19 protein-coding genes are annotated in these 21,214 nt (G+C 60.7%); 9 read left to right on the plus strand and 10 right to left on the minus strand.

All coding sequences use genetic code 11. The annotated features are described in order from the left end of the window. Positions 1–38 precede the first annotated feature (38 nt). The 5 genes from astE to astC are packed head-to-tail and all read right to left on the minus strand — an operon-like array spanning position 39 to position 6,063. Complete coding sequence (gene astE, locus AC1M2H_RS16080) at positions 39–1,004, minus strand: succinylglutamate desuccinylase (protein WP_480148103.1); 966 nt, start codon at positions 1,002–1,004, stop codon at positions 39–41. 10 nt (positions 1,005–1,014) lie between these two features. Continuing rightward, entirely contained in the window at positions 1,015–2,340 is a 1,326-nt protein-coding gene (astB, locus tag AC1M2H_RS16085; protein ID WP_480148104.1) for an N-succinylarginine dihydrolase, read from the minus strand. After that, positions 2,337–3,815, minus strand: a complete 1,479-nt coding sequence (gene astD / locus AC1M2H_RS16090; protein ID WP_480148105.1) for a succinylglutamate-semialdehyde dehydrogenase — start codon at positions 3,813–3,815, stop codon at positions 2,337–2,339. Before astD ends, astB begins: the two co-directional genes overlap by 4 nt. After that, on the minus strand, positions 3,815–4,846 hold the full coding sequence (gene astA, locus AC1M2H_RS16095) for an arginine N-succinyltransferase (RefSeq protein ID WP_480148106.1): 1,032 nt from the start codon (positions 4,844–4,846) through the stop codon (positions 3,815–3,817). The genes astD and astA overlap by 1 nt, the downstream gene beginning before the upstream one ends. Then, positions 4,843–6,063 carry a succinylornithine/acetylornithine transaminase gene (gene astC / locus AC1M2H_RS16100; RefSeq protein WP_480148107.1) on the minus strand — a complete coding sequence of 407 codons (1,221 nt, stop codon included), beginning with the start codon at positions 6,061–6,063 and terminating at the stop codon, positions 4,843–4,845. Before astC ends, astA begins: the two co-directional genes overlap by 4 nt. Before the next feature lie 446 nt (positions 6,064–6,509). Here astC and xthA point away from each other — a divergent pair, with 446 nt between their 5' ends. From xthA to gdhA, 3 genes are all read left to right on the plus strand, one after another. Continuing rightward, a complete protein-coding gene (gene xthA / locus AC1M2H_RS16105) occupies positions 6,510–7,316 on the plus strand; it encodes an exodeoxyribonuclease III (RefSeq protein WP_480148108.1) in 807 nt (268 codons plus the stop codon). Between the two features lie 260 nt (positions 7,317–7,576). Beyond that, the gene (locus AC1M2H_RS16110; protein ID WP_480151961.1) at positions 7,577–7,987 is read left to right on the plus strand and encodes a pyrimidine (deoxy)nucleoside triphosphate diphosphatase; all 411 of its coding nucleotides are present in this window, start codon (positions 7,577–7,579) and stop codon (positions 7,985–7,987) included. 289 nt (positions 7,988–8,276) lie between these two features. Next, a complete protein-coding gene (gene gdhA / locus AC1M2H_RS16115; RefSeq protein ID WP_480148109.1) occupies positions 8,277–9,620 on the plus strand; it encodes an NADP-specific glutamate dehydrogenase in 1,344 nt (447 codons plus the stop codon). A 75-nt stretch (positions 9,621–9,695) separates the two neighbouring features. Here gdhA and AC1M2H_RS16120 read toward each other — a convergent pair whose 3' ends face one another. Beyond that, entirely contained in the window at positions 9,696–11,648 is a 1,953-nt protein-coding gene (locus AC1M2H_RS16120) for a DNA topoisomerase III (protein WP_480148110.1), read from the minus strand. Positions 11,649–11,652: 4 nt separating this feature from the next. After that, positions 11,653–12,696 carry a selenide, water dikinase SelD gene (selD, locus tag AC1M2H_RS16125; protein WP_480148111.1) on the minus strand — a complete coding sequence of 348 codons (1,044 nt, stop codon included), beginning with the start codon at positions 12,694–12,696 and terminating at the stop codon, positions 11,653–11,655. A 227-nt stretch (positions 12,697–12,923) separates the two neighbouring features. Between selD and phoC the strand changes: the two genes are divergently transcribed. After that, positions 12,924–13,670: an acid phosphatase PhoC gene (gene phoC, locus AC1M2H_RS16130; protein ID WP_480148112.1), complete on the plus strand. Its 747-nt coding sequence runs from the start codon at positions 12,924–12,926 to the stop codon at positions 13,668–13,670. A gap of 45 nt (positions 13,671–13,715) precedes the next feature. Here the strand turns inward: phoC and AC1M2H_RS16135 are convergent, their stop codons facing one another. Then, complete coding sequence (locus AC1M2H_RS16135) at positions 13,716–14,267, minus strand: NAD(P)H nitroreductase (RefSeq protein WP_480148113.1); 552 nt, start codon at positions 14,265–14,267, stop codon at positions 13,716–13,718. A 165-nt stretch (positions 14,268–14,432) separates the two neighbouring features. On the opposite strand from AC1M2H_RS16135, the gene sppA reads away from it, so the two are divergent. The 5 genes from sppA to yajD all read left to right on the plus strand — a co-directional run bounded on the left by sppA (position 14,433) and on the right by yajD (position 20,151). Continuing rightward, positions 14,433–16,286 carry a signal peptide peptidase SppA gene (gene sppA, locus AC1M2H_RS16140; protein WP_480148114.1) on the plus strand — a complete coding sequence of 618 codons (1,854 nt, stop codon included), beginning with the start codon at positions 14,433–14,435 and terminating at the stop codon, positions 16,284–16,286. Between the two features lie 341 nt (positions 16,287–16,627). Next, positions 16,628–17,644, plus strand: a complete 1,017-nt coding sequence (ansA, locus tag AC1M2H_RS16145) for an asparaginase (RefSeq protein WP_480148115.1) — start codon at positions 16,628–16,630, stop codon at positions 17,642–17,644. A 10-nt stretch (positions 17,645–17,654) separates the two neighbouring features. Next, positions 17,655–18,257, plus strand: a complete 603-nt coding sequence (gene pncA, locus AC1M2H_RS16150; protein WP_480151962.1) for a bifunctional nicotinamidase/pyrazinamidase — start codon at positions 17,655–17,657, stop codon at positions 18,255–18,257. 170 nt (positions 18,258–18,427) lie between these two features. Continuing rightward, entirely contained in the window at positions 18,428–19,681 is a 1,254-nt protein-coding gene (chiD, locus tag AC1M2H_RS16155; RefSeq protein ID WP_480148116.1) for a chitinase ChiD, read from the plus strand. Positions 19,682–19,806: 125 nt separating this feature from the next. Further along, complete coding sequence (gene yajD, locus AC1M2H_RS16160; RefSeq protein WP_133597704.1) at positions 19,807–20,151, plus strand: HNH nuclease YajD; 345 nt, start codon at positions 19,807–19,809, stop codon at positions 20,149–20,151. Between the two features lie 60 nt (positions 20,152–20,211). On the opposite strand, the gene AC1M2H_RS16165 is transcribed toward yajD, so the two are convergent. Further along, positions 20,212–20,487: a YeaC family protein gene (locus tag AC1M2H_RS16165; protein WP_464414730.1), complete on the minus strand. Its 276-nt coding sequence runs from the start codon at positions 20,485–20,487 to the stop codon at positions 20,212–20,214. Between the two features lie 44 nt (positions 20,488–20,531). Then, positions 20,532–20,945, minus strand: a complete 414-nt coding sequence (gene msrB, locus AC1M2H_RS16170; protein ID WP_480148117.1) for a peptide-methionine (R)-S-oxide reductase MsrB — start codon at positions 20,943–20,945, stop codon at positions 20,532–20,534. Positions 20,946–21,214 lie beyond the last annotated feature (269 nt).

Raw genomic sequence — 21,214 nt, forward strand, 5'->3', positions numbered from 1 at the left:
TTTACGCCGCCGCGGGATGGCGGCGGGCGTATTTATGTTCAGGACAGCCGCTCCAGCATCAGCCCGGCCCGCAGTCCCAGCGCAACCGAAGGGTTGGGGAACAGCACATACTCCTCGGCCTTTTGCACCACGTAGCGGGTCTCGCCATCCTCCGCCAACAGCGTCCCGGCGCTAAACGGCGTAAAGTTGAGCGTCTGCGCTGACATATGCAGCTGAAAACGTTCGCTGGCGCGGGTAATCTGCTGCACCACCCGATAGCGCAGCGCCTCATGCCCCTCTTCGACCGCCATGTCGCCGACCACTAGCCGCATTAACGCGCGCCGGGTGACGGCAAACTGCTCCAGCTCATTTGCGCCAAACGGCAGCGCCTTGCCCAGCTCGAGGGTGCAGGAGAGCGCCGCAAAGCGGTCGCTGCTGAAGTGGGTAAACGTGCCCGCCGGCTGCTGATGAAAGACCAGCGCCTCCAGTCCCGCCGCCCCCAGCCAGCTAAGGAAAGCATCATCCCACGGGGTCTGCCGCGCCGGAAGCACCCCAAAGCGCAGGTGGTGCGATCCGCGGATCGCGGTATGCAGATCGAGATGCCAGCGCGGGCCCTCGGCGCTGGCATAAAACCGCGTCAGCACCCGCTCCAGCTGGCGCGCCCGCCTCGTCTCCTCGCCGGCGGGGAAGCCCTGCCACCGTCCGCTAAACATGCGGTTGATATCGCCATCAAGATAGCGCCTGCCGGCCCGTAGCGCCGGAGGATTGCCCAGCACCACCAGCAGCCGCCAGCGCAGCGGCAGCTCGCCGCTGAACAGCTGCCGCAGCAGGATATCGGTCATCTCTACCGGCGCGGTTTCATTACCGTGGATCCCGGATGAGAGCACCAGCGCCCGCTCGCAGCGCGCGTGCGGCGTGAGCTGTAAAACGCCGTGGTCCAGCCAGTGCCAGCGGAAGTGCGCCGTTTCGCCGTGAAAATGGTGGGGCAAACGCCCCGCCAGGGTTAATGCCAGAAAGTCGTCCACTGCGCCTCCTTTATTGCTGGAACGGGTAAACTGAGCCGAGCTGCAAAATCTGCGTCAGCCGGTCAAGGGCCTCGCGGCCTTCGCTCAGCAGCTGCGGGTCCGCCAGATCCGCCTGCGTCAGACGATCGCGGTAGTAGCGCTCGACCCAATCGTTAAGCGCGCTGAACAGGCGATCGTTCATCAATACCGCCGGGTTAACCGCCCGCAGCTCCTCTTCCGTTAGCACCACCCGCAGGCGCAGGCAGGCCGGGCCGCCGCCGTTGGCCATGCTCTCCCGCAGATCGTAGACCTGCAGCTCGTCGATGGGGTTGTCCTGCTCCAGCAGCCGGTTCAGATAACGCCAGACGCCGGTGTGCTCCTGCGCCTCCTGGGGCAAAATCAGCCGCATCGTCCCGTCGGGCTTGCTCAGCAGCTGGCTGTTAAACAGATAGGTCGCCACCGCCTCTTCGACCGTCACCGCGCTGGTCGGTACCACGACCGGCGTAAATCCGGCCACCTGCCCGGCCAGCTGCCGCAGCAGCTGCGGCTGGTCGACAAACGCTTCTTCATGGCAGAACAGCACCTGCTGATTGCTCACCGCAATAACGTCGTTGTGGAAAACGCCTTTGTCGATCACCGCCGGGTTTTGCCGGGCAAAAATAATCTGCCGCGGGTTGACCTGATTGAGACGAGCGACGGCCTGGCTGGCCTCCAGCGCCTGACGCGCCGGATAGCGCGCGGGCAGGCCGTCGCCCCCCTGCTCGCGGCCATAGACAAACAGCTGCAGGCCGGGCGCGCCGTACTCGCCGCCGAGCCGGTTATGGTTCGCCGCCCCTTCGTCGCCAAACAGCGCCACCTGCGGGAGCGCCGGATGCACGGCAAAGCGCCCTTCGTCCGGGAATATGGCGCGCAATAGCGCCTCGGTGGTCGGCGCCTCGCTGGCGCGGTGAAATTTATCGTTCAGATTGGCAACGGTCAGATGTACTTTGCCATCCAGCGAATCGGCGGAGGGCGACACCGTCGCCGCGTTCGCCACCCACATTGACGAAGCGGAGCTGGCCGCAGAGAGCAGATCCGGCGCCTGGCGCGCGGCGCGCTCCACCACCTGCGCATCGCTGCCGGTAAAACCGAGCTGGCGCAGAAGCGGTACGTTCGGCCGCTCCTGCGGCGGGATCACCGCCTGTCGGTAACCCGCGTCCGCCAGCGCCTTCATTTTTTTTAGTCCCTGCTTCGCCGCCAGCTGCGGGTTCGATACCCGATAGCGATGCTTCGTCGAGGCCTCGTTGCCAAAGGAGAGCCCGGCGTAGTGGTGCGTCAGGCCGGGCAGGCCGTCAAAATTCACTTCCCACGCGTTCATCGGGCCGATCCTTGCCGGAAGTCGAGGCCCGGGCTGAGAGTTTCCGGCAGCGTCAGCTCCGGCGACTCCAGGCTGGCCATCGGCCAGGCGCAGTAATCCGCCGCGCACCACGCCCCTGGGCGATGGTTGCCGGAGGCGCCGGTGCCGCCAAACGGCGCGGTGCTGGCGGCGCCGGTCAGCGGTTTGTTCCAGTTGACGATCCCGGCCCGCGCCTCCAGCAGCAGCCGATCAAACTTCTCGCGCTCGGCGGAAATCAGCCCGCACGAGAGCCCAAAACGCGTGGCGTTCGCCAGGGCGATCGCCTGCTCAAATTCGTCATAGCGCCAGACGCACAGCAGCGGACCGAAAACTTCCTCATCTTTGACCTCGGCGACATCGGTAAGCTCGACTATCCCCGGAGTCAGCAGCGAGGTATCGGCCTCCAGCAGCCGCGGCTCCAGCAGCGTTCTGCCGCCGTTGGCGACGTGCTGCAGCCAGGCCTGGTGGACCTTCTGCGCCGCCTCGGGGGAGATCAGGCCGCCGAGGAACGGCTGGGGTTCAGCATCCCACGCGGCGGGAATAAGCCGCTGCGCAACGGCCACCAGCCGGGCGAGGAACGCATCCCCTACCTCGCCGCGTTTCACCAGCAGGCGGCGGGCGCAGGTGCAGCGCTGGCCGGCGGTAATGAAGGCCGACTGGATGGTCAGGTGCACGGCGGCGTCGATATCCTGCGGCTCGTCGACGATCAGCGGATTGTTGCCGCCCATTTCGAGCGCGAGAATCTTCTCCGGCTGCCCGGCCAGCTGGCGATGCAGCTGAAAGCCGGTAGCGGAGCTGCCGGTGAACAACAGCCCGTCAATGTCGGGCTGGCCGCTCAGCGCTGCGCCGGTTTCGCGCCCGCCCTGCAGCAGGTTCAGCACTCCCGGCGGCAGGCCCGCCTCGGCCCACAGCTTCACCACCGCCTCACCGCTCTGCGGGGTCAGCTCGCTCGGTTTAAACACCACCGTATTCCCCGCCAGCAGCGCCGGAACGATATGGCCGTTTGGCAGATGGCCCGGGAAGTTGTACGGGCCAAATACCGCCAGCACGCCGTGCGGCCGATGGCGCAGCGTCGCCGCCCCGTCGCCCATGACGGTTTGCGCCTCGCCGGTACGACTGTGGTAGGCCTTTAGCGAAATGGCAATTTTATTGATCATCGCGCCAACTTCCGTCGCAGCCTCCCAGCGCGGCTTGCCGGTTTCGGCGGCAATGATGGCCGTCAGTTGCGCTTTGTTGGCCTCCAGCAGGGCGGCAAACTTTTCGGCGATCGCCTGCCGCACGCTAAACCGCTCTTTGGCCCACGCCGGAAACGCGCGCCGGGCGGCCTCCACCGCCTGCGCAACCTGCCCGGCGTCGGCGTCGTTCCCCTGCCACAGCGGCTCTGCGCTCACCGGGTTGCTTTTACTGCGCGCCGGGCCGCGCCCGGTTTGCCACTCGCCGTTAATCCATAGACTCATCACTTTTTCTCCTCGGGGATCAGGCGCACCATGCGGATACGGTCGCCGGGGTGACATTTGAGGGCATCCAGCTCGCGGGCGCTCAGCAGCAGACGATCGCTATCGGGGTCGGCCTGTACCAGCATCGCGCGAAACTGCTGATACTGTTCGTTGGCGACCAGGCACAGCGGCCACTCGCCCGGCGCCGGCTGTCCTTCCGCCACGGCGACCAGCCGGCTTTTGCGAATCGCCCGCACCCGATCGATATCGCACTCGAGGGTCGGGCCGCCGTCGAAAATATCGACATAGTTGCGGTAGCGAAATCCTTCCTTCTCCAGCACCGCCCGGGCAGGAGCGGTTTGCGGATGCACCTCGCCAATCACCGCCCGCGCTTCATCGGATAAAAAGTCGATATAGAGCGGGTGCTTCGGCATCAGCGCGGCGATAAACGCCTTTTGTCCGGTGCCGCACAGATAGTCAGCGCGGGAGAACTCCATCGCGAAGAAGCGCTTGCCCAGGCTTTCCCAGAACGGCGAATAGCCGCTGTCGTCGATCACCCCGCGCATCTCCGCCACCACTTTTTCGTTAAAGCGTTCGCGGAAGGCGGCCATAAACATAAAGCGCGATTTCGACAGCAGATAGCCGTTGCCTTCTTTACGCCACGCCGGGTCGAGAAACAGCGTGCACAGCTCGCTGCTGCCGGTGTGGTCATTGCTGAGAAACAGGGTCGGCAGCGCGTTATAGACGTTCAGCTCTTTCGAAGCGTGCACCTGGGTACCAACCCGATAGTTGTACCAGGGATCGTTCAGCCCCACCGCCACCTCGACGGCGCAGATGCCCACAACCTTCCCGCTGGCGGTATCCTCCAGCACGAAAACATAACCCTGCTCGCTTTTCGGCAGCTCGCCGCGCCAGGTCTTTTGCGAACGATCGATGCGCGCCGCCAGCGTCGCTTCATCGGCCGGCAGCGAGGTCAGACCGCCGCCGGTTTCCCCAGCCAGCGCCAGCAGGCCCGCCAGATCGCCCTGTTCCACCGGACGGATAATCATCATGATGACGCTCCCGCGAGAAAGTGGCGGCAGGCCAGCTCAAAGCGATCCAGCCCCGCATTCACCTCTTCCTCGCTCACTATCAGCGCCGGCGCAAAACGCACCACGTTCCCACCGGCAATCAGGATCATCAGCCCATCCTCCGCCGCCTGGGTGCTGATGGCTTTGGCCTTGCCGGCGTACTCATCCTTCAGCACGCAGCCAATCAGCAGCCCGAGGCCGCGGATCTCTTTGAACAGGCCATAGCGGGCGTTAATCGCCGCCAGCCGCTCGCTAAACCACTGGTGCCGCTGCTTAACGCCGTTCAGCACCGCCGGGGTATTGATAATAGAGAGCACCTCTCCGGCGACGGCGCAGGCCAGCGGGTTGCCGCCGTAGGTCGTGCCGTGGGTCCCGACGGTCATTACGCTGGCGCATTTTTCGCTGGCCAGCAGCGCGCCAATCGGGAAGCCACCGCCCAGAGCCTTGGCGGTCGACAGCACGTCCGGCGTCATGCCATAGTGCATGTAGGCATAGAGTTCGCCGGTTCGCCCGACGCCGGTTTGCACCTCATCGAAAATCAGCAGCGCATCGTGGGCGTCGCACAGCTCGCGCAGGCCGCGCAGGAAAGCCGGGTCTGCCGGCACCACGCCGCCTTCGCCCTGCATCGGCTCGACGATGACCGCGCAGGTATTAGCATCAATCAGCGCCCGGGCGGAGTCCAGATCGTTATAGACCGCGTGCTGGATCTGCGGCGGCAGCGGCGCAAAGTCCGCGGAATAGGCCGGCTGGCCGCCGGCGGAAACGGTAAACAGCGTCCGGCCGTGGAACGCATTTTTGAACGCCACGATGCCGCTTTTCTGGCTGCCGTAGCGATCGTGAGCGTATTTGCGCGCCAGCTTCAGCGCCGCTTCGTTGGCCTCAGCACCGGAGTTGCAGAAAAAGACGCGATCGGCAAAAGTGGCATCGATAAGCTGCTTTGCCAGCCGCAGCGCCGGCTCGTTGGTATAGCCGTTACCGGTATGCCAGAACTTCCCGGCCTGCTCCGTCAGAACGTTAACCAGGCGAGGATTGGCGTGCCCCAGCGCGTTCACCGCAATGCCGCCGGCAAAATCGATATACTCTTTCCCCTGCTGATCCCACAGGCGTGAACCCTCGCCGCGTACCGGAATAAACGCCGCCGGCGCGTAAACCGGCATCATCCATTGATCAAAATTGCTGCGCGTAATTGACTGAGACATATCGACCTCTTCCGGTAAATAAAAAGTATTAATAATGTTAAATATTATGAGTGATTACGCTGTTAATGTAGATTGCACGCATCGTGCCAGCCAGAGGAAAAAATGCATAAATTGCGGTGGAGTTCGGAATATCAATAACTTAAAAAAGCCGCCCATTCACACTTAATGCATAAATAGTGAATAACAATCCGATAAAGGCCGATGAATAGTGAATAAAATAGATACTTTATTCATCAGTAAGATATAATTCTGTATTTGTGATCCTCAACGAAATTTATCGTAGATATTCGCTCTTTTTTGGCGCGCGGCGCGCCAAAATGGTGCAGATTTTGGCCATTCGCCGCCGCGATCCCGCCGCCGTCGACAATAAAGTGCCTTCCGGCAGCCAGCCTGGCGAATTTCTGCTAACATCCCTGCACTATTCACCTTGCACAGTGGCAGCGACTATGAAATTTGTCTCTTTTAATATCAACGGTCTGCGTGCGCGCCCGCACCAGCTGGCCGCCATCGTCGACAAGCATCAGCCTGACGTCATTGGCCTACAGGAAACCAAAGTTCACGACGACATGTTCCCTCTCGAAGAGGTGGCAAAGCTCGGCTACAACGTCTTCTACCACGGGCAGAAAGGCCACTACGGCGTCGCCCTGCTGACCAAAGAGACGCCGGTTAGCGTGCGTCGCGGCTTCCCGGGCGATGATGAAGAGGCCCAGCGCCGCATTATCATGGCGGAAATCCCCTGCACATCCGGTAACGTGACGGTAATCAACGGCTACTTCCCGCAGGGCGAAAGCCGCGATCACGCGACCAAATTCCCCGCCAAGGCGGCGTTTTACCAGAACCTGCAAAACTACCTCGACAGCGAGCTGAAAAAGGACAATCCGGTACTGATTATGGGCGATATGAACATCAGCCCGACGGATCTCGATATCGGCATCGGCGAAGAGAACCGCAAGCGCTGGCTGCGTACCGGTAAGTGCTCGTTCCTGCCGGAAGAGCGCGAGTGGATGGAGCGCCTGCTGGGCTGGGGTCTGGTCGATACCTGGCGTCACGCCAACCCGGAAAACAACGAGCAGTTCTCGTGGTTCGACTACCGTTCCAAAGGCTTCGATGATAACCGCGGCCTGCGTATCGACCTGCTGCTGGCCAGCACCCCGCTGGCGCAGCGCTGCATAGAAACCGGCATTGATTACGAAATTCGCGCCATGGAAAAACCCTCCGATCACGCGCCGGTATGGGCCACCTTTAAGCCGTAACCTCCGCAGACCCAACTCTCCGGCCGCGACTGGCCGGAGAGTCCCATTATCCTGAGCAAAATCAATAACGCGGCGCCTCCGGCAATCTGCCCGGCGTCGCGTTATATATTATCGCCACGCGGTACCTGGCCCCGGTCGCCGTTCTGGTGGCGGCGATCCCAGGGCGGCCGGCACGACATATACCCGGCGGGCAAGGGGTTGTCTGGTCGTCATAAAGGCGGTGATAATGAGCCATTCTTCCGTACCGAACGATGATTCAGATGCTAAAAACCATTGACGTTGTCGCCGCCATTATTGAGCAGGACGGCAATATTCTGCTTGCGCAGCGCCCGCCGCACGCCGACCAGCCGGGAATGTGGGAATTTGCCGGCGGAAAGGTGGAATCCGGCGAGAGCCAGGCGCAGGCTCTGGCCCGCGAGCTGCGGGAGGAGCTTGGCATCACCGCCCTTCCCACCCGCTACATCGCCAGCCAGCGGCGGGAGGTCTCCGGGCGGCTGATTCATCTGCACGCCTGGTGGGTCCCCCGCTTTAGCGGTACCCCGACCGCGTACTACCACAGCCAGCTACGCTGGTGCTCGCCGCAGGAGGCCCTGACCCTCAGCCTCGCGCCCGCCGACGTTCCTCTGCTGGAAGCCTATATCGCCCAACGCGCGTCTCTCCATTCCCGCTAATATCGCCCCCCGCCATCATCGCTTTTAGTTATGACAGGCGGCGGATTATAAATTTTGCTGTCAGGATAACTTTTCCTTGCTTGCCTAACGATTGCCGGTGTTATAGTCGGAAAATCGGCTTTTTCAAGGGCCGAACCATAATAAAAATACATAAAATCATTCAGGTTATACCGAGACGGCGAGAGAGCCGATCTCCGGGCGCTTGCGTGAGCGAGCGCGGCCGGCAAAGAGGCGGACTGAAGGATGATGTGTTCAAACGCAACCACAACCATAAGGGGAACTTATATCTATGGATCAGACGTGCACTCTGGAAGGTTTTCTCGCCCGCGTTCAACAGCGCGATCCTCATCAAACCGAATTTGCTCAGGCCGTCCGCGAGGTGATGACCACCCTGTGGCCTTTCCTTGAGGAAAATCCGCGCTACCGCCAGCTCAATCTGCTGGAACGTTTGGTTGAACCGGAGCGGGCCATCCAGTTCCGCGTCGTATGGGTTGATGACCGCAATCAGGTTCAGGTTAACCGCGCCTGGCGCGTGCAGTTCAACTCCGCCATCGGCCCGTATAAAGGCGGCATGCGCTTCCACCCGTCGGTAAACCTGTCGATTCTGAAATTCCTCGGCTTCGAGCAAACGTTCAAAAACGCCCTGACTACCCTGCCAATGGGCGGCGGTAAAGGCGGCAGCGATTTCGATCCGAAAGGCAAGAGCGACGGCGAAGTGATGCGCTTCTGCCAGTCGCTGATGACCGAACTGTATCGCCATTTAGGCCCGGACACCGACGTCCCGGCGGGCGATATCGGCGTTGGCGGGCGCGAAGTGGGCTTTATGGCCGGAATGATGCGCAAGCTCTCCAACAACAGCGCCTGCGTGTTCACCGGCAAAGGGCTCTCCTTCGGCGGCAGCCTGATTCGCCCGGAAGCGACCGGCTATGGCCTGGCCTACTTCACCGAAGCGATGCTTAAACGCCACGGTCTCGGCTTCGAAGGGATGCGCGTAGCGGTTTCCGGCTCCGGCAACGTCGCCCAGTACGCCATCGAAAAAGCCATGGAGCTCGGCGCGCGCGTGATTACCGCCTCTGACTCCAGCGGCACCGTGGTCGACGAAGCGGGCTTTACCCCTGAAAAGCTGGCGCGTCTGTGCGAAATTAAAGCCAGCCGCGACGGTCGCGTGGCCGACTATGCCCGCGAGTTTGGTCTGCACTACCTCGAAGGCCATCAGCCGTGGTCCGTGCCGGTGGATATTGCGCTGCCGTGCGCCACGCAAAACGAGCTGGACGTTGACGCCGCCCGCCTGCTGATCGCCAACGGCGTGAAGGCCGTGGCCGAAGGCGCCAATATGCCGACCACTATCGCCGCAACCGACCTGTTCCTCGAAGCCAACGTGCTGTTCGCGCCGGGTAAAGCCGCTAACGCCGGCGGCGTGGCGACCTCCGGTCTCGAAATGGCGCAGAACGCCGCGCGAATGAGCTGGAAAGCAGAGAAAGTTGACGCTCGCCTGCACCACATCATGCTCGACATCCACCACGCCTGCGTGGAGTACGGCGGCGAAGCGAAGCAGACTAACTACGTACGCGGCGCCAACATTGCCGGCTTCGTTAAAGTGGCCGACGCGATGCTGGCGCAGGGCGTGATCTAATCCGCACTCCCTCGCGGATAGCGCGTATCCGCGAGCGCCGCTGACGAAAAAAGACCCCGCCTGCGGGGTCTTTTATTATGCGTTGTCGGCAGGCGCATCCGCCGCCGGCTTCTTGCCCTTCGCCCTGGCCTTCGGCTTGCCTTTACTGAACTCTTTCTTACCGCCTCCCGGCGCAACGATGCCGCGGAACTGGCGAGCGGGCGTGCTGCGCGCCTGGTCGATAAGCTGATAAAGCGTTCCCACCAGCGGCTGCATAAAGTCCTGATAGCGGCACTGCTTTTCGCTGATTTGCGTCAGCACCGACTCCCAGTGGGCGGTCATATCCGGCCTGGCGGCCATTTCCGGCAGGGAATGGATCAGGGCGCGCCCCGCGTCCGAGGAGTGAATATAGCGCCCTTTCTTAACTAAGAAACCGCGCTTAAACAGCAGCTCAATAATCCCGGCGCGGGTCGCTTCCGTCCCCAGACCGTCGGTGGCGCGGAGGATCTTCTTCAGGTCTTTATCCTGCACGAAGCGGGCGATCCCGGTCATCGCGGAGAGCAGCGTCGCGTCGGTAAAATAGCGCGGCGGCTGGGTTTGCCGCTCCACCACTTCGCCCTTTTCACACAGCAGCTCGTCGTCTTTCGCCACCACCGGCAGCGGCGTGCCGTCGTTCTCTTCGTCGCGCTCTTTATTGCCCAGCAGCGCTCGCCAGCCGGCCTCGGCGAGGAAGCGGGCCTTGGCCACGAACTTGCCATTGGCGATCTCAAGATCAATCTGGCATTTGCGGAACACCGCGTCCGGGCAGAACTGCATCAGGTACTGACGCGCGATCAGGCCGTAGACTTTGCCCTCGTTCTCCGTCAGCCGCACCTGGCTGCTGCGCGCGGTGGGAATGATCGCATGGTGCGCATCAACCTTTTTATCGTCCCAGCAGCGGTTGCGAATTTCCGGGTCAACCGCCGGCTGCGGCAGTAAATCAGGCGCGTGGACGCCAATAGCGTTGAGTACCGCATGACGACCGGCGAAGTGCTCCTCCGGCAGATAGCGGCTGTCCGAACGCGGATAGGTGATCAGCTTGTGGGTCTCGTACAGCTTCTGGCAAATATCCAGCACGTTTTGCGCGCTGAAGCCAAAACGCTTTGCGGCCTCAATCTGCAGCGCCGAGAGCGAAAACGGCAGCGGAGCGGGCTCCGAATCCCGCTTGTCGTTATAGGCGGTGACCAGCGCCGGCTGGCCGGTAATCCGCGCGACCACGTGTTCGGCCAGCGGGCGATGCAGCAGGCGCCCCTCTTCATCCTGCCAGGATTCGCAGGCGTCGCTCGGCTGCCAGGTGGCGACGAAGCGCTCCTCCTGAGGAGTGACGATATGCGCCTTAACGTCGAAGAAATCTTTCGCCACAAAGTTCTCGATCTCTTCATCCCGGCGTACCACCAGCCCGAGCACCGGGGTCTGCACGCGCCCGACCGAGAGGACGCCCTGATAGCCCGCGTTGCGCCCGAGCAGCGTATAGGCGCGGGTCATGTTGATCCCGTACAGCCAGTCGGCGCGCGCGCGGGCCAGCGCCGATACGCAGAGCGGAATAAACTCGCTGTTGGCGCGCAGACGAGCAATCGCCCGCTCGACCGCCTGCGGGTTAAGATCGTTGATCAGGCAGCGCTGCACCTGCTGGCGCTTTTCCGGCGCCAGCTGCAGATAGTCGAGAACTTCATCCACCAGCAGCTGACCTTCTCTGTCCGGGTCCCCGGCGTGGATCACCTCCTCGGCGTCGCCCAGCAGCCGCTTGATAACGTTAAGCTGTTTACTGACCGATGGTTTCGGCTGTAGCTGCCACTTATCCGGGACGATGGGCAAATCGACGAGGTTCCAGCGCGCGTAGCGCCCGTCGTAGACATCCGGCTGCGCCTGCTCCAGCAGATGGCCAATACACCAGGTGACCACCTGCCCGTTGCCGCACTCAATATAGCCGTCGCCCTTGCGATGCGGCTTGGGTAGCACCTCGGCGATGGCGCGGCCGAGGCTCGGTTTTTCTGCAATAAACAGCCGCATCTAATCAACGGATCTCGATCATAGGGCGTCCGCCGCGGGCGGGAACCAGCTCGCCGATCGCGGCCAGCGTCACCCCGGACGCCTCTGCCGCCGCGCGGACCTCGGCCTCGGCTTCCGGCGATACCGCCAGCAGCAGGCCGCCGGAGGTTTGCGGATCGCACAGCAGATCGCGCCACTCCGTCGGCATTTCGCCCATCAGGTGGCCGTAGCTGGCAAAGTTCCGTCCGGTGCCGCCGGGAACCGCGCCGGCGAGAATGTACTCTTCCACCCCCGGCAGTTTCGGGATGTCGGCATAGTTCAGCTGCGCCTGTACGCCCGCCCCGCGGCATACTTCGCTCAGGTGGCCAAGCAGGCCAAAGCCGGTGACGTCGGTCATCGCCTTCACGCCATTAATATTGGCAAATGCGGCGCCGACGAGGTTCATCTGACACATGATTTCGGTGGCCAGCCCCTGATGCTCAGGTTTGAGCAGCGATTTTTTCTCGGCGGTGGTCAGTACGCCGATCCCCAGCGGTTTGGTGAGGAACAGCCGGCAGCCCGCCTCGGCGGTGCTATTTTTCTTGATGCGTTCGGTGGGCACCACGCCGGTCACCGCAAGGCCAAAAATCGGCTCCGGCGCGTCAATGGAGTGGCCGCCGGCCAGCGCGATCCCCGCCTGCTGGCAGGCAAAGCGGCCGCCGTCAACCACTTCGCGGGCGATTTCCGGCGCCAGGGTGTTAATCGGCCAGCCGAGGATGGCGATGGCCATAATCGGCCTGCCGCCCATAGCGAAAATATCGCTGATGGCGTTGGTCGCGGCAATGCGCCCAAAGTCGAACGGACTGTCGACAATCGGCATAAAAAAGTCGGTGGTGCTGATGATGGACGTGCCGTTACCCAGGTCATAGACCGCCGCGTCGTCGCTGGTTTCATTGCCTACCAGCAGGTTGGGGTCAATAAACTTTGCCTGGTCACTTTTAAGGATAGTTTCCAGCACCTTAGGGGAAATTTTACACCCGCAACCGGCTCCGTGGCTGTATTGCGTTAAACGAATAGCTTGCTCGCTCATGGACATCTCCTGTCATTGCAATCCCGCTATGGTAGCGCCCAAACGTCAAGGTGGTAAGTACGACAGTCTGAAATCGCGAATAGTTGCTTATTAAGCACACAAATATGCGATTTTGCGATAAGGCACCCTTTTTTCAACGCCATTTTAACTTTAACTAAAAAATGACAGAAATGTGACAACGAAACGTTCTGCTCTCTGTGGACAGATACCAACGAAAGGAGATTTTGATGAAAAAGCGCGTTCTCGCCCTTTGCCTGGCAGGCCTCTTCTCCGTTAACGCTTTTGCCCTGGTGGCAACCGGTAACGATGCCACAACCAAACCTGACCTCTATTACCTGAAAAATGCTCAGGCCATCGATAGCCTCGCGCTCCTGCCGCCGCCGCCGGAAGTGGGCAGCATTGCCTTTTTAAACGATCAGGCGATGTATGAGAAAGGACGCCTGCTGCGGTCAACCGAGCGCGGCAAGCTGGCGGCGGAGGACGCAAACCTTAGCGCCGGCGGCGTGGCGAACGCCTTCTCCGGCGCATTCGGCTCGCCGATCACCGAAAAGGACGCGCCGGCGCTGCACAAGCTGCTGACCAATATGATTGAAGACGCCGGCGATCTGGCGACCCGCGGGGCGAAAGAGAAGTACATGCGCATTCGTCCATTCGCGTTTTACGGCGTTGCCACCTGCAACACCACCGAGCAGGATAAGCTGGCGAAAAACGGCTCCTATCCTTCCGGCCACACCTCTATCGGCTGGGCCACGGCGCTGGTGCTGGCCGAAGTTAACCCGCAGCGGCAGAACGAAATCCTCGAGCGCGGCTACGAGCTCGGCGAGAGTCGGGTCATCTGCGGCTATCACTGGCAAAGCGACGTTGACGCCGCGCGGATTGTCGGTTCGGCGGTCGTCGCGACGCTGCATACCAATCCGGCTTTCCAGCAGCAGCTGCAGAAAGCGAAGGATGAGTTTGCCAAACAGCAGAAATAGCCCCTAAGGCAGCCCGGCGGCAGGCGCCTGCCGGGCGAATCATGCTCAGAAACGTACGACGAACGGCGCGGTATCGGTAACGGCGATGCTGGTTGACGCTTTAAGCTGCGGCGTGCCCAGATAGAGGAAACCGACGATTTTATCCTGCTCGCGACAGGCAAACCCTTCCCGCACGATGGCGCTTTCGGTTAACGCCCCGCTGCGCCAGATACCGTTGAATCCCTGAGCGACCGCCGCCATCTGCATCGCCATCACCGCGCAGCCCGCCGACATCTCCTGCTCCCACTTAGGCACCTTCGGGTGATCCTCACAGCGGGCAACCACGGTGATAATCAGCGGCGCCCGGAACGGCGCGCTGCGCGCTTTCTCGACGCCCTTTTCATCCTGCCCGGCGGCCAGCGCGCCTTTTTCCAACAGCTGACTGAAGCGCTCGCGCCCTTCATCGGCAATAATAAAGAACCGCCACGGCTGCAGCGTCCCGTGATCCGGAGCGCGCAGGCCGGCGCGGAGGATATTTTCCAGCTGTTCGCCGGCCGGGGCCGGCTCGGCCAGGCGTGAAGCGCTGCGGCGATTAACCAGTAGATCGAGAGCATCCATCTATGTGACTCCTGTGAGGTTATTTTTCACAAAATTAACATGCACAAGAATTTTGTTACAGCCCGACGGGTGATTCCTGCTGACAAGCGCCGATGCTCTCTTTAGGATAGCCAGACGCGGCAGCCCCTGCGGCTAGCCCACTTTTGATAATGTTAGGGAGAATACATGCGAACCCTTTGGCGACTGATTGCCGGATTTTTTAAATGGACGTGGCGAGTACTTAATTTTGTTCGTCAGCTCGCACTAAACCTGGTTTTCCTGCTGCTGGTGCTGGTTTGCGTCGGCATTTGGGCGCAGTTCAGCAGCAGCACCGCGGAGCATACCGCCCGCGGCGCGCTGCTGATGGATATTACCGGCGTTGTGGTCGACAAGCCTTCGGCCAGCAGCAAGCTTGGCGTGATTGGCCGCCAGCTGTTTGGCGCCAGCTCGGACCGCCTGCAGGAAAACTCGCTGTTTGATATCGTTCAAACCATCCGTCAGGCGAAAGACGACCGCAATATCACCGGTATCGTGCTAGATCTGAAGAATTTTGCCGGCGGCGACCAGCCGTCGATGCAGTACATCGGCAAGGCGCTGCGCGAGTTCCGCGACAGCGACAAGCCGGTCTACGCCATCGGCAGCAGCTACAGCCAGGGGCAGTACTATCTGGCAAGCTTCGCCAATAAAATCTGGCTCTCGCCGCAGGGCGAAGTTGACCTGCACGGTTTCGCCACCAACGGCCTGTACTACAAGTCGCTGCTCGATAAGCTGAAGGTGTCCACCCACGTTTTCCGCGTCGGCACCTATAAGTCGGCGGTCGAGCCGTTTATCCGCGACGATATGTCCCCAGCCGCCCGTGAGGCCGACAGCCGCTGGATTGGCGAGCTGTGGCAGAACTACCTCAATACCATCGCCGCCAACCGGCAGATCACCGCCCAGCAGCTGTTCCCCGGCGCCCAGGGCGTGCTCGACGGCCTGCGTAAAGTCGACGGCGATACGGCAAAATACGCCCTCGACAGCAAGCTGGTTGACGAGCTGGCAACCTCTACCGATATCGAAAAGGCGCTGACCAAACAGTTTGGCTGGAGCAAGGCGGATAACAACTATCGCGCCATCAGCTATTACGACTACAGCGTGAAAACGCCGTCCGACCAGGGTGCCGCAATTGCGGTTATCTTCGCGAACGGCGCGATCATGGACGGCGAAGAGACCCCAGGCAACGTCGGCGGCGATACCACCGCGGCGCAGATCCGCGATGCGCGCCTCGATCCGAAGGTGAAAGCCATCGTGCTGCGCGTTAACAGCCCCGGCGGCAGCGTCAGCGCTTCGGAAGTGATTCGCGAAGAGCTGGCCGCGGCGAAAGCGGCGGGCAAACCGGTGGTGGTTTCCATGGGCGGCATGGCGGCCTCCGGCGGCTACTGGATCTCCACCCCGGCGGATTACATCGTGGCGAACCCGAGCACCCTCACCGGCTCCATCGGCATCTTTGGCGTGATCAACACCGTCGAAAACACCCTCGGCTCGATCGGCGTGCATACTGACGGCGTGTCCACTTCGCCGCTGGCGGATGTCTCCACCACCAAATCCTTGCCGCCGGAAGTGCAGCAAATGATGCAGCTGAGCATTGAGAACGGCTACAAGCGCTTTATTACCCTGGTGGCTAACGCGCGTAAGAGCACGCCGGAAAAAGTCGACCAGATTGCCCAGGGCCACGTCTGGACCGGCGAAGATGCCAAAGCCAACGGCCTGGTTGATAGCCTCGGCGACTTTGACGATGCGGTGGCGAAAGCCGCAGAGCTGGCGAAACTGAAGCAGTGGCACATCGATTACTACCAGGAAGACCCGACCTTCTTCTCAATGGTGGTTGATAGCCTGACCGGCTCCGTGCGCGCGTCGCTGCCGGCGGCGCTGCAGGCCTGGCTGCCCGCGCCCGTCGCGGCGGCAGCCAATGCGGTGAAGGCCGAAGGCGACAAGCTGGCGGCGTTTAACGATCCGCAGAACCGCTACGCCTTCTGCCTGACCTGCGCCAATATCCGCTAGACCTCCCCGTTCGACAGCAAACCCCGGCTATCGGCCGGGGTTTGCCACTCCAGCCGACACATCTGTCCCCATGCCATAACGGATATACCCTAAATAATTCGAGTTGCATGACAAAACGGTTAACCGTTTTGAACAGCGCTTGCGCTCGCCCCGAAGGGGTGAGGCCGTAGGCCGAATCACTCGGCAAGCGAGCGAATCCCCGGGGGCATAGACCACTATGTGACCGGGGTGAGCAAGCGCAGCCAACGCATCTGCAGCTCGAAGTATGACGGGTATAGACGCTGTATTTTTTTCGCGACCACCTTATACTGCGCCTGTCTACGTACAACCTAAGCGATGCTATGCAAAAAAAATCGATTTACGTTGCCTACACCGGTGGGACCATCGGTATGCAGCGCTCCGAACACGGCTATATTCCCGTCTCCGGCCACCTGCAGCGTCAGCTCGCGCTGATGCCTGAGTTCCACCGTCCGGAGATGCCGGACTTTACCATTCACGAATATGCCCCGCTGATGGATTCGTCCGACATGACGCCGGGGGACTGGCAGCATATCGCGGAAGATATTAGCACCCACTATGATGAGTATGATGGCTTCGTGATCCTCCACGGCACCGACACCATGGCGTTTACCGCCTCGGCGCTGTCGTTCATGCTGGAGAATCTGGGCAAACCGGTAATTGTGACAGGGTCACAAATACCGCTGGCCGAGCTGCGTTCCGACGGGCAGATCAATCTGCTCAACGCGCTGTACGTTGCCGCGAACTATCCGATTAACGAAGTGGCATTGTTTTTCAACAACTGCCTGTATCGCGGCAACCGCACCACCAAAGCCCATGCCGACGGCTTCAACGCCTTTGCTTCGCCGAACCTGGCGCCGCTGCTGGAGGCCGGGATCCATATTCGCCGCCTCGGGACGCCGCCGGCGCCGCACGGCGTGGGCGAACTGATCGTGCACCCGATTACGCCGCAGCCGATCGGCGTGGTGACGATTTATCCGGGGATCTCCGCCGACGTGGTGCGCAATTTTCTCCGCCAGCCGGTGAAGGCGCTGATTCTGCGCTCTTATGGCGTCGGTAATGCCCCGCAGAACGGCGAGTTTATTCAGGTTCTGACGGAAGCCAGCCAGCGCGGAATTGTGGTGATTAACCTGACGCAGTGTATGTCCGGCAAGGTCAACATGGGCGGTTATGCCACCGGCAACGCCCTCGCCCAGGCGGGCGTGATCGGCGGTTTTGATATGACCGTCGAGGCGACGCTGACCAAGCTGCACTACCTGCTGAGCCAGAATCTTGACGCTGAGGCCATTCGCCGCCTGATGCAGGAAAACCTGCGCGGCGAGCTGACTCCCGATGAGTAAGGAGCTGATGATGACCAATCGAGCACTATTGCTGGTTGATTTACAAAATGATTTTTGCGCGGGCGGCGCGCTCGCCGTTCCCGAGGGCGATAGCACCGTTGATGTCGCCAACCGGCTGATCGACTGGAGCCTAGCGCGCGGCGAAATCGTGGTTGCCAGCCAGCATCAGGTCGAGCCCTACTCGCAGGGCGACCTCGACGGGCTGGCGCAGACCTTTTGGCCGGATCACTGCGTGCAGCATAGCGCCGGGGCGGAACTGCATCCGCTGCTTCAGCAGCAGGATATCGCCGCCGTGTTCCACAAGGGCGAAAATCCGGCGATTGATAGCTATAGCGCCTTTTTCGACAACGGTCATCGCCACAAAACCCGGCTCGACGACTGGCTGCGGGAACGCGGGATCGCCGAGCTTATCGTGCTGGGCCTGGCGACCGACTATTGCGTTCAGTTTACGGTGCTGGACGCGCTCAACCTCGGATATCGCGTTAACGTGATCACCGACGGCTGCCGCGCCGTCAATATCCAGCCGCAGGACGGCGCCCACGCCTTTATGGCGATGGCCGCCGCCGGCGCGACGCTCTACACTCTCAGCGACTGGCTGGAAACCCAGGCCTGAGCCCTCGCCCGAAGCCGGCGCTTCGGGCCACTCCTTTGCGCTTCCTCTGCGCGATTCATTGAGCTAACACGCAGATTCAACAGGCTATTGCTGCTAGTGTGGGTGGGCTATTTTTTCGCCACGCTATTCCCGTGGCGCGTTTGCTTTTTTAATGTCAAAGAGGATCGTCCATGAAACTTTTGCCTTTGCTGGCAGCATTACCCCTGCTTTGCGCCTCAGCGGTCTCCGCTCACTCCCTGATGTCCGTCGGCTACTTTAACGGCGGCGGCGACGTGACCGCCGGGCCGGGTGGCGACATCGATAAGCTGGACGTGCGCCAGATTACCCACCTCAACTACTCCTTTGGCCTGGTCTACAACGACGAAAAGGATGAAACCAACCCGGCGTTAAAAGACCCCGCCCGCCAGCATCAGATTTGGCTGTCGCCAAAAGTACAGGCTGATTTGCGAAAAATCCCCGCCCTGCGCCAGCAGAACCCGGAGCTGAAGGTGCTGCTTTCCGTTGGCGGCTGGGGGGCACGCGGATTTTCCGGCGCGGCGGCCAGCGCGGAGAGCCGCGCGACCTTTATCCGTTCAGCGCAGGAGATCGTCGCGCAGTACGGCCTCGACGGTATCGACCTCGACTGGGAGTATCCGGTCAACGGCGCGTGGGGGCTGGTCGCCAGCCAGCCGGCCGATCGCGATAACTTTACCGCGCTGCTGAAGGAGCTGCGGGCCGCATTTGGCCAGAAAAAACTGGTGACCATCGCCGTGGGAGCCAACGCCGAAAGCCCCAAAAGCTGGGTCGACGTCAAGGCTATCGCCCCGCTGCTCGATTACATCAACCTGATGACCTACGACATGGCCTACGGCACCCAGTACTTCAACTCTAATCTGTATGATTCAACGCGGTGGCCGACGGTGGCGGCGGCGGATAAGTACAGCGCCGATTTTGTGGTGAATAACTATCTTGCCGCCGGTTTGCAGCCGGGTCAGATGAACCTCGGCATTGGTTTCTATGGCCGGGTGCCCAAACGGGCGGTTGAGCCGGGTATCGACTGGAGCAAACCCGATGCGCAGAAAAATCCCGCCACCCAGCCTTATTTCGGCGCCGAGCAGATCGCTCTGTTCAAATCTCTGGGCTTCGATCTGAGCAAAGATACCTACGTGAAGTACAACGATATCGTCGCGAAGCTGCTTAACGATCCGCACCAGCGCTTTAGCGAGCACTGGGACGACCAGGCGAAGGTGCCGTGGCTGTCGGTGCAGTCGGCGGACGGCAAGGAACTGTTTGCGCTCTCCTACGAAAATCCTCGCTTCGTGGCCCTCAAGGCCGGCTACATCAAGAGTAAGGGACTGGCAGGCGCGATGTTCTGGGAATACGGCGCCGACGAGCAAAACCAGCTGGCCAGGCAGCTGGCTGAATCGCTGGGGATTAAGCACTAACCCGCGAACCCGGCTCCCTGCCGGAGATGAGGTGTATCGCGCCCTGGGATAGGTTATGATTGCCGCAATCGGCTACGCCAGGTCATGGCGCAGCTTTTCATTTGCTACAGGAGGCATGGGGCTTTATGGCTTTTATCCCCAAAAACTACGCCCGTCTGGAAGTTGGCTATCGCGAAAAGGCGCTAAAACTCTTCCCGTGGGTCTGCGGACGCTGTTCCCGTGAATTTGTCTATTCGAACCTGCGTGAGCTGACGGTGCACCATATCGATCACGATCACAGCAATAACCCGGAAGATGGCAGCAACTGGGAGATGCTGTGCCTGTACTGTCACGACCACGAGCACTCCAAATACACGGAAGCCGATCTATATGGTTCAACGGTGGTGGCGGGCGAAGATGCGCAAAAGAGCGTCGGTGAGGCGAAATATAATCCGTTTGCCGATCTTAAGGCGATGATGAACAAGAAGTAACCGGTTCCTAAAGCGTCAGCGCCCGGCGGCGCAACCCGCCGGGCCTGCATAAGCATCCGCTCAGGATTTAAAGGTCACAATAGGTTCTGGCGTAATGCCGAACTCCACTTTCAGCTGCTGCTTGCTCTTCATCACCATCTGCCCGCTGGTATCGATGGTCATATGCTGGGCCTGGACGTTGTGCCGCGCCTGCCACAGCATCACCAGCTGCAGGCTATTCTCTTTCTGCTCCGGAGTTAACGCTACCCCATCCGGCCATTTTCCCAGCTCCACCGCCGTGGCCAGACGCTGATAAACTTCCGGGGTCATACTGTCGATAATTTGCTCGATATCCATCGTCCGCTCAACTCCGCATTGGAATAATTTGCTGAATCGTTTCTCTAACCCTTGATCTGCTCGCCATTATCCTCATCGCTGAAGCTTAACGAGGCCGAGTTTACGCAAAAACGCTCGCCGGTCGGCTGCGGACCATCCGGGAAGACGTGTCCAAGATGAGCATCGCACTTACCGCAGCGAATTTCCGTGCGCTGCATACCGTGAGAGTAATCGTTAAGATAGCGAATGGCCTCTTCGCTTACCGGCTCAAAAAAGCTCGGCCAGCCGCAGCCTGAATCATACTTGGTTTGCGAGTGAAACAGCGCCGCATCGCACACCAGGCAGTGGTAGACGCCGTCTCGCTTGTTGTGGAGCAGTCGGCCGGTGAACGGCGGCTCGGTGCCGTGATTCTGCGTCACGTAAAACTGCATCTCGCTCAACTCTTTTTTGAGCTCGTCCGAGGAGGGTTTATTCGACATGTGCATGCTTCTCGCTGTGAAAGGACAACTTTAACCGTTCGATTCTAACAAAACATTAACAATGAAGCGTGGAGTTTTGTTCTAAACTTATTCGATGCCGATGGGCAGCTAGATAATTGTGACATGAATCACATTTTTATCTTTAATGACCTTTAAAATTCCGCGCGCAGGCCCCATATGGAATTGGGCTCAAAGGGAGAGTGAGGCAAATCGATCGCGCAAAGGTGTGCTCTGGATTGATTTGTCGCAATGATTGACACGATTCCGCT

Source organism: Klebsiella sp. F11 (genome assembly GCF_056712265.1).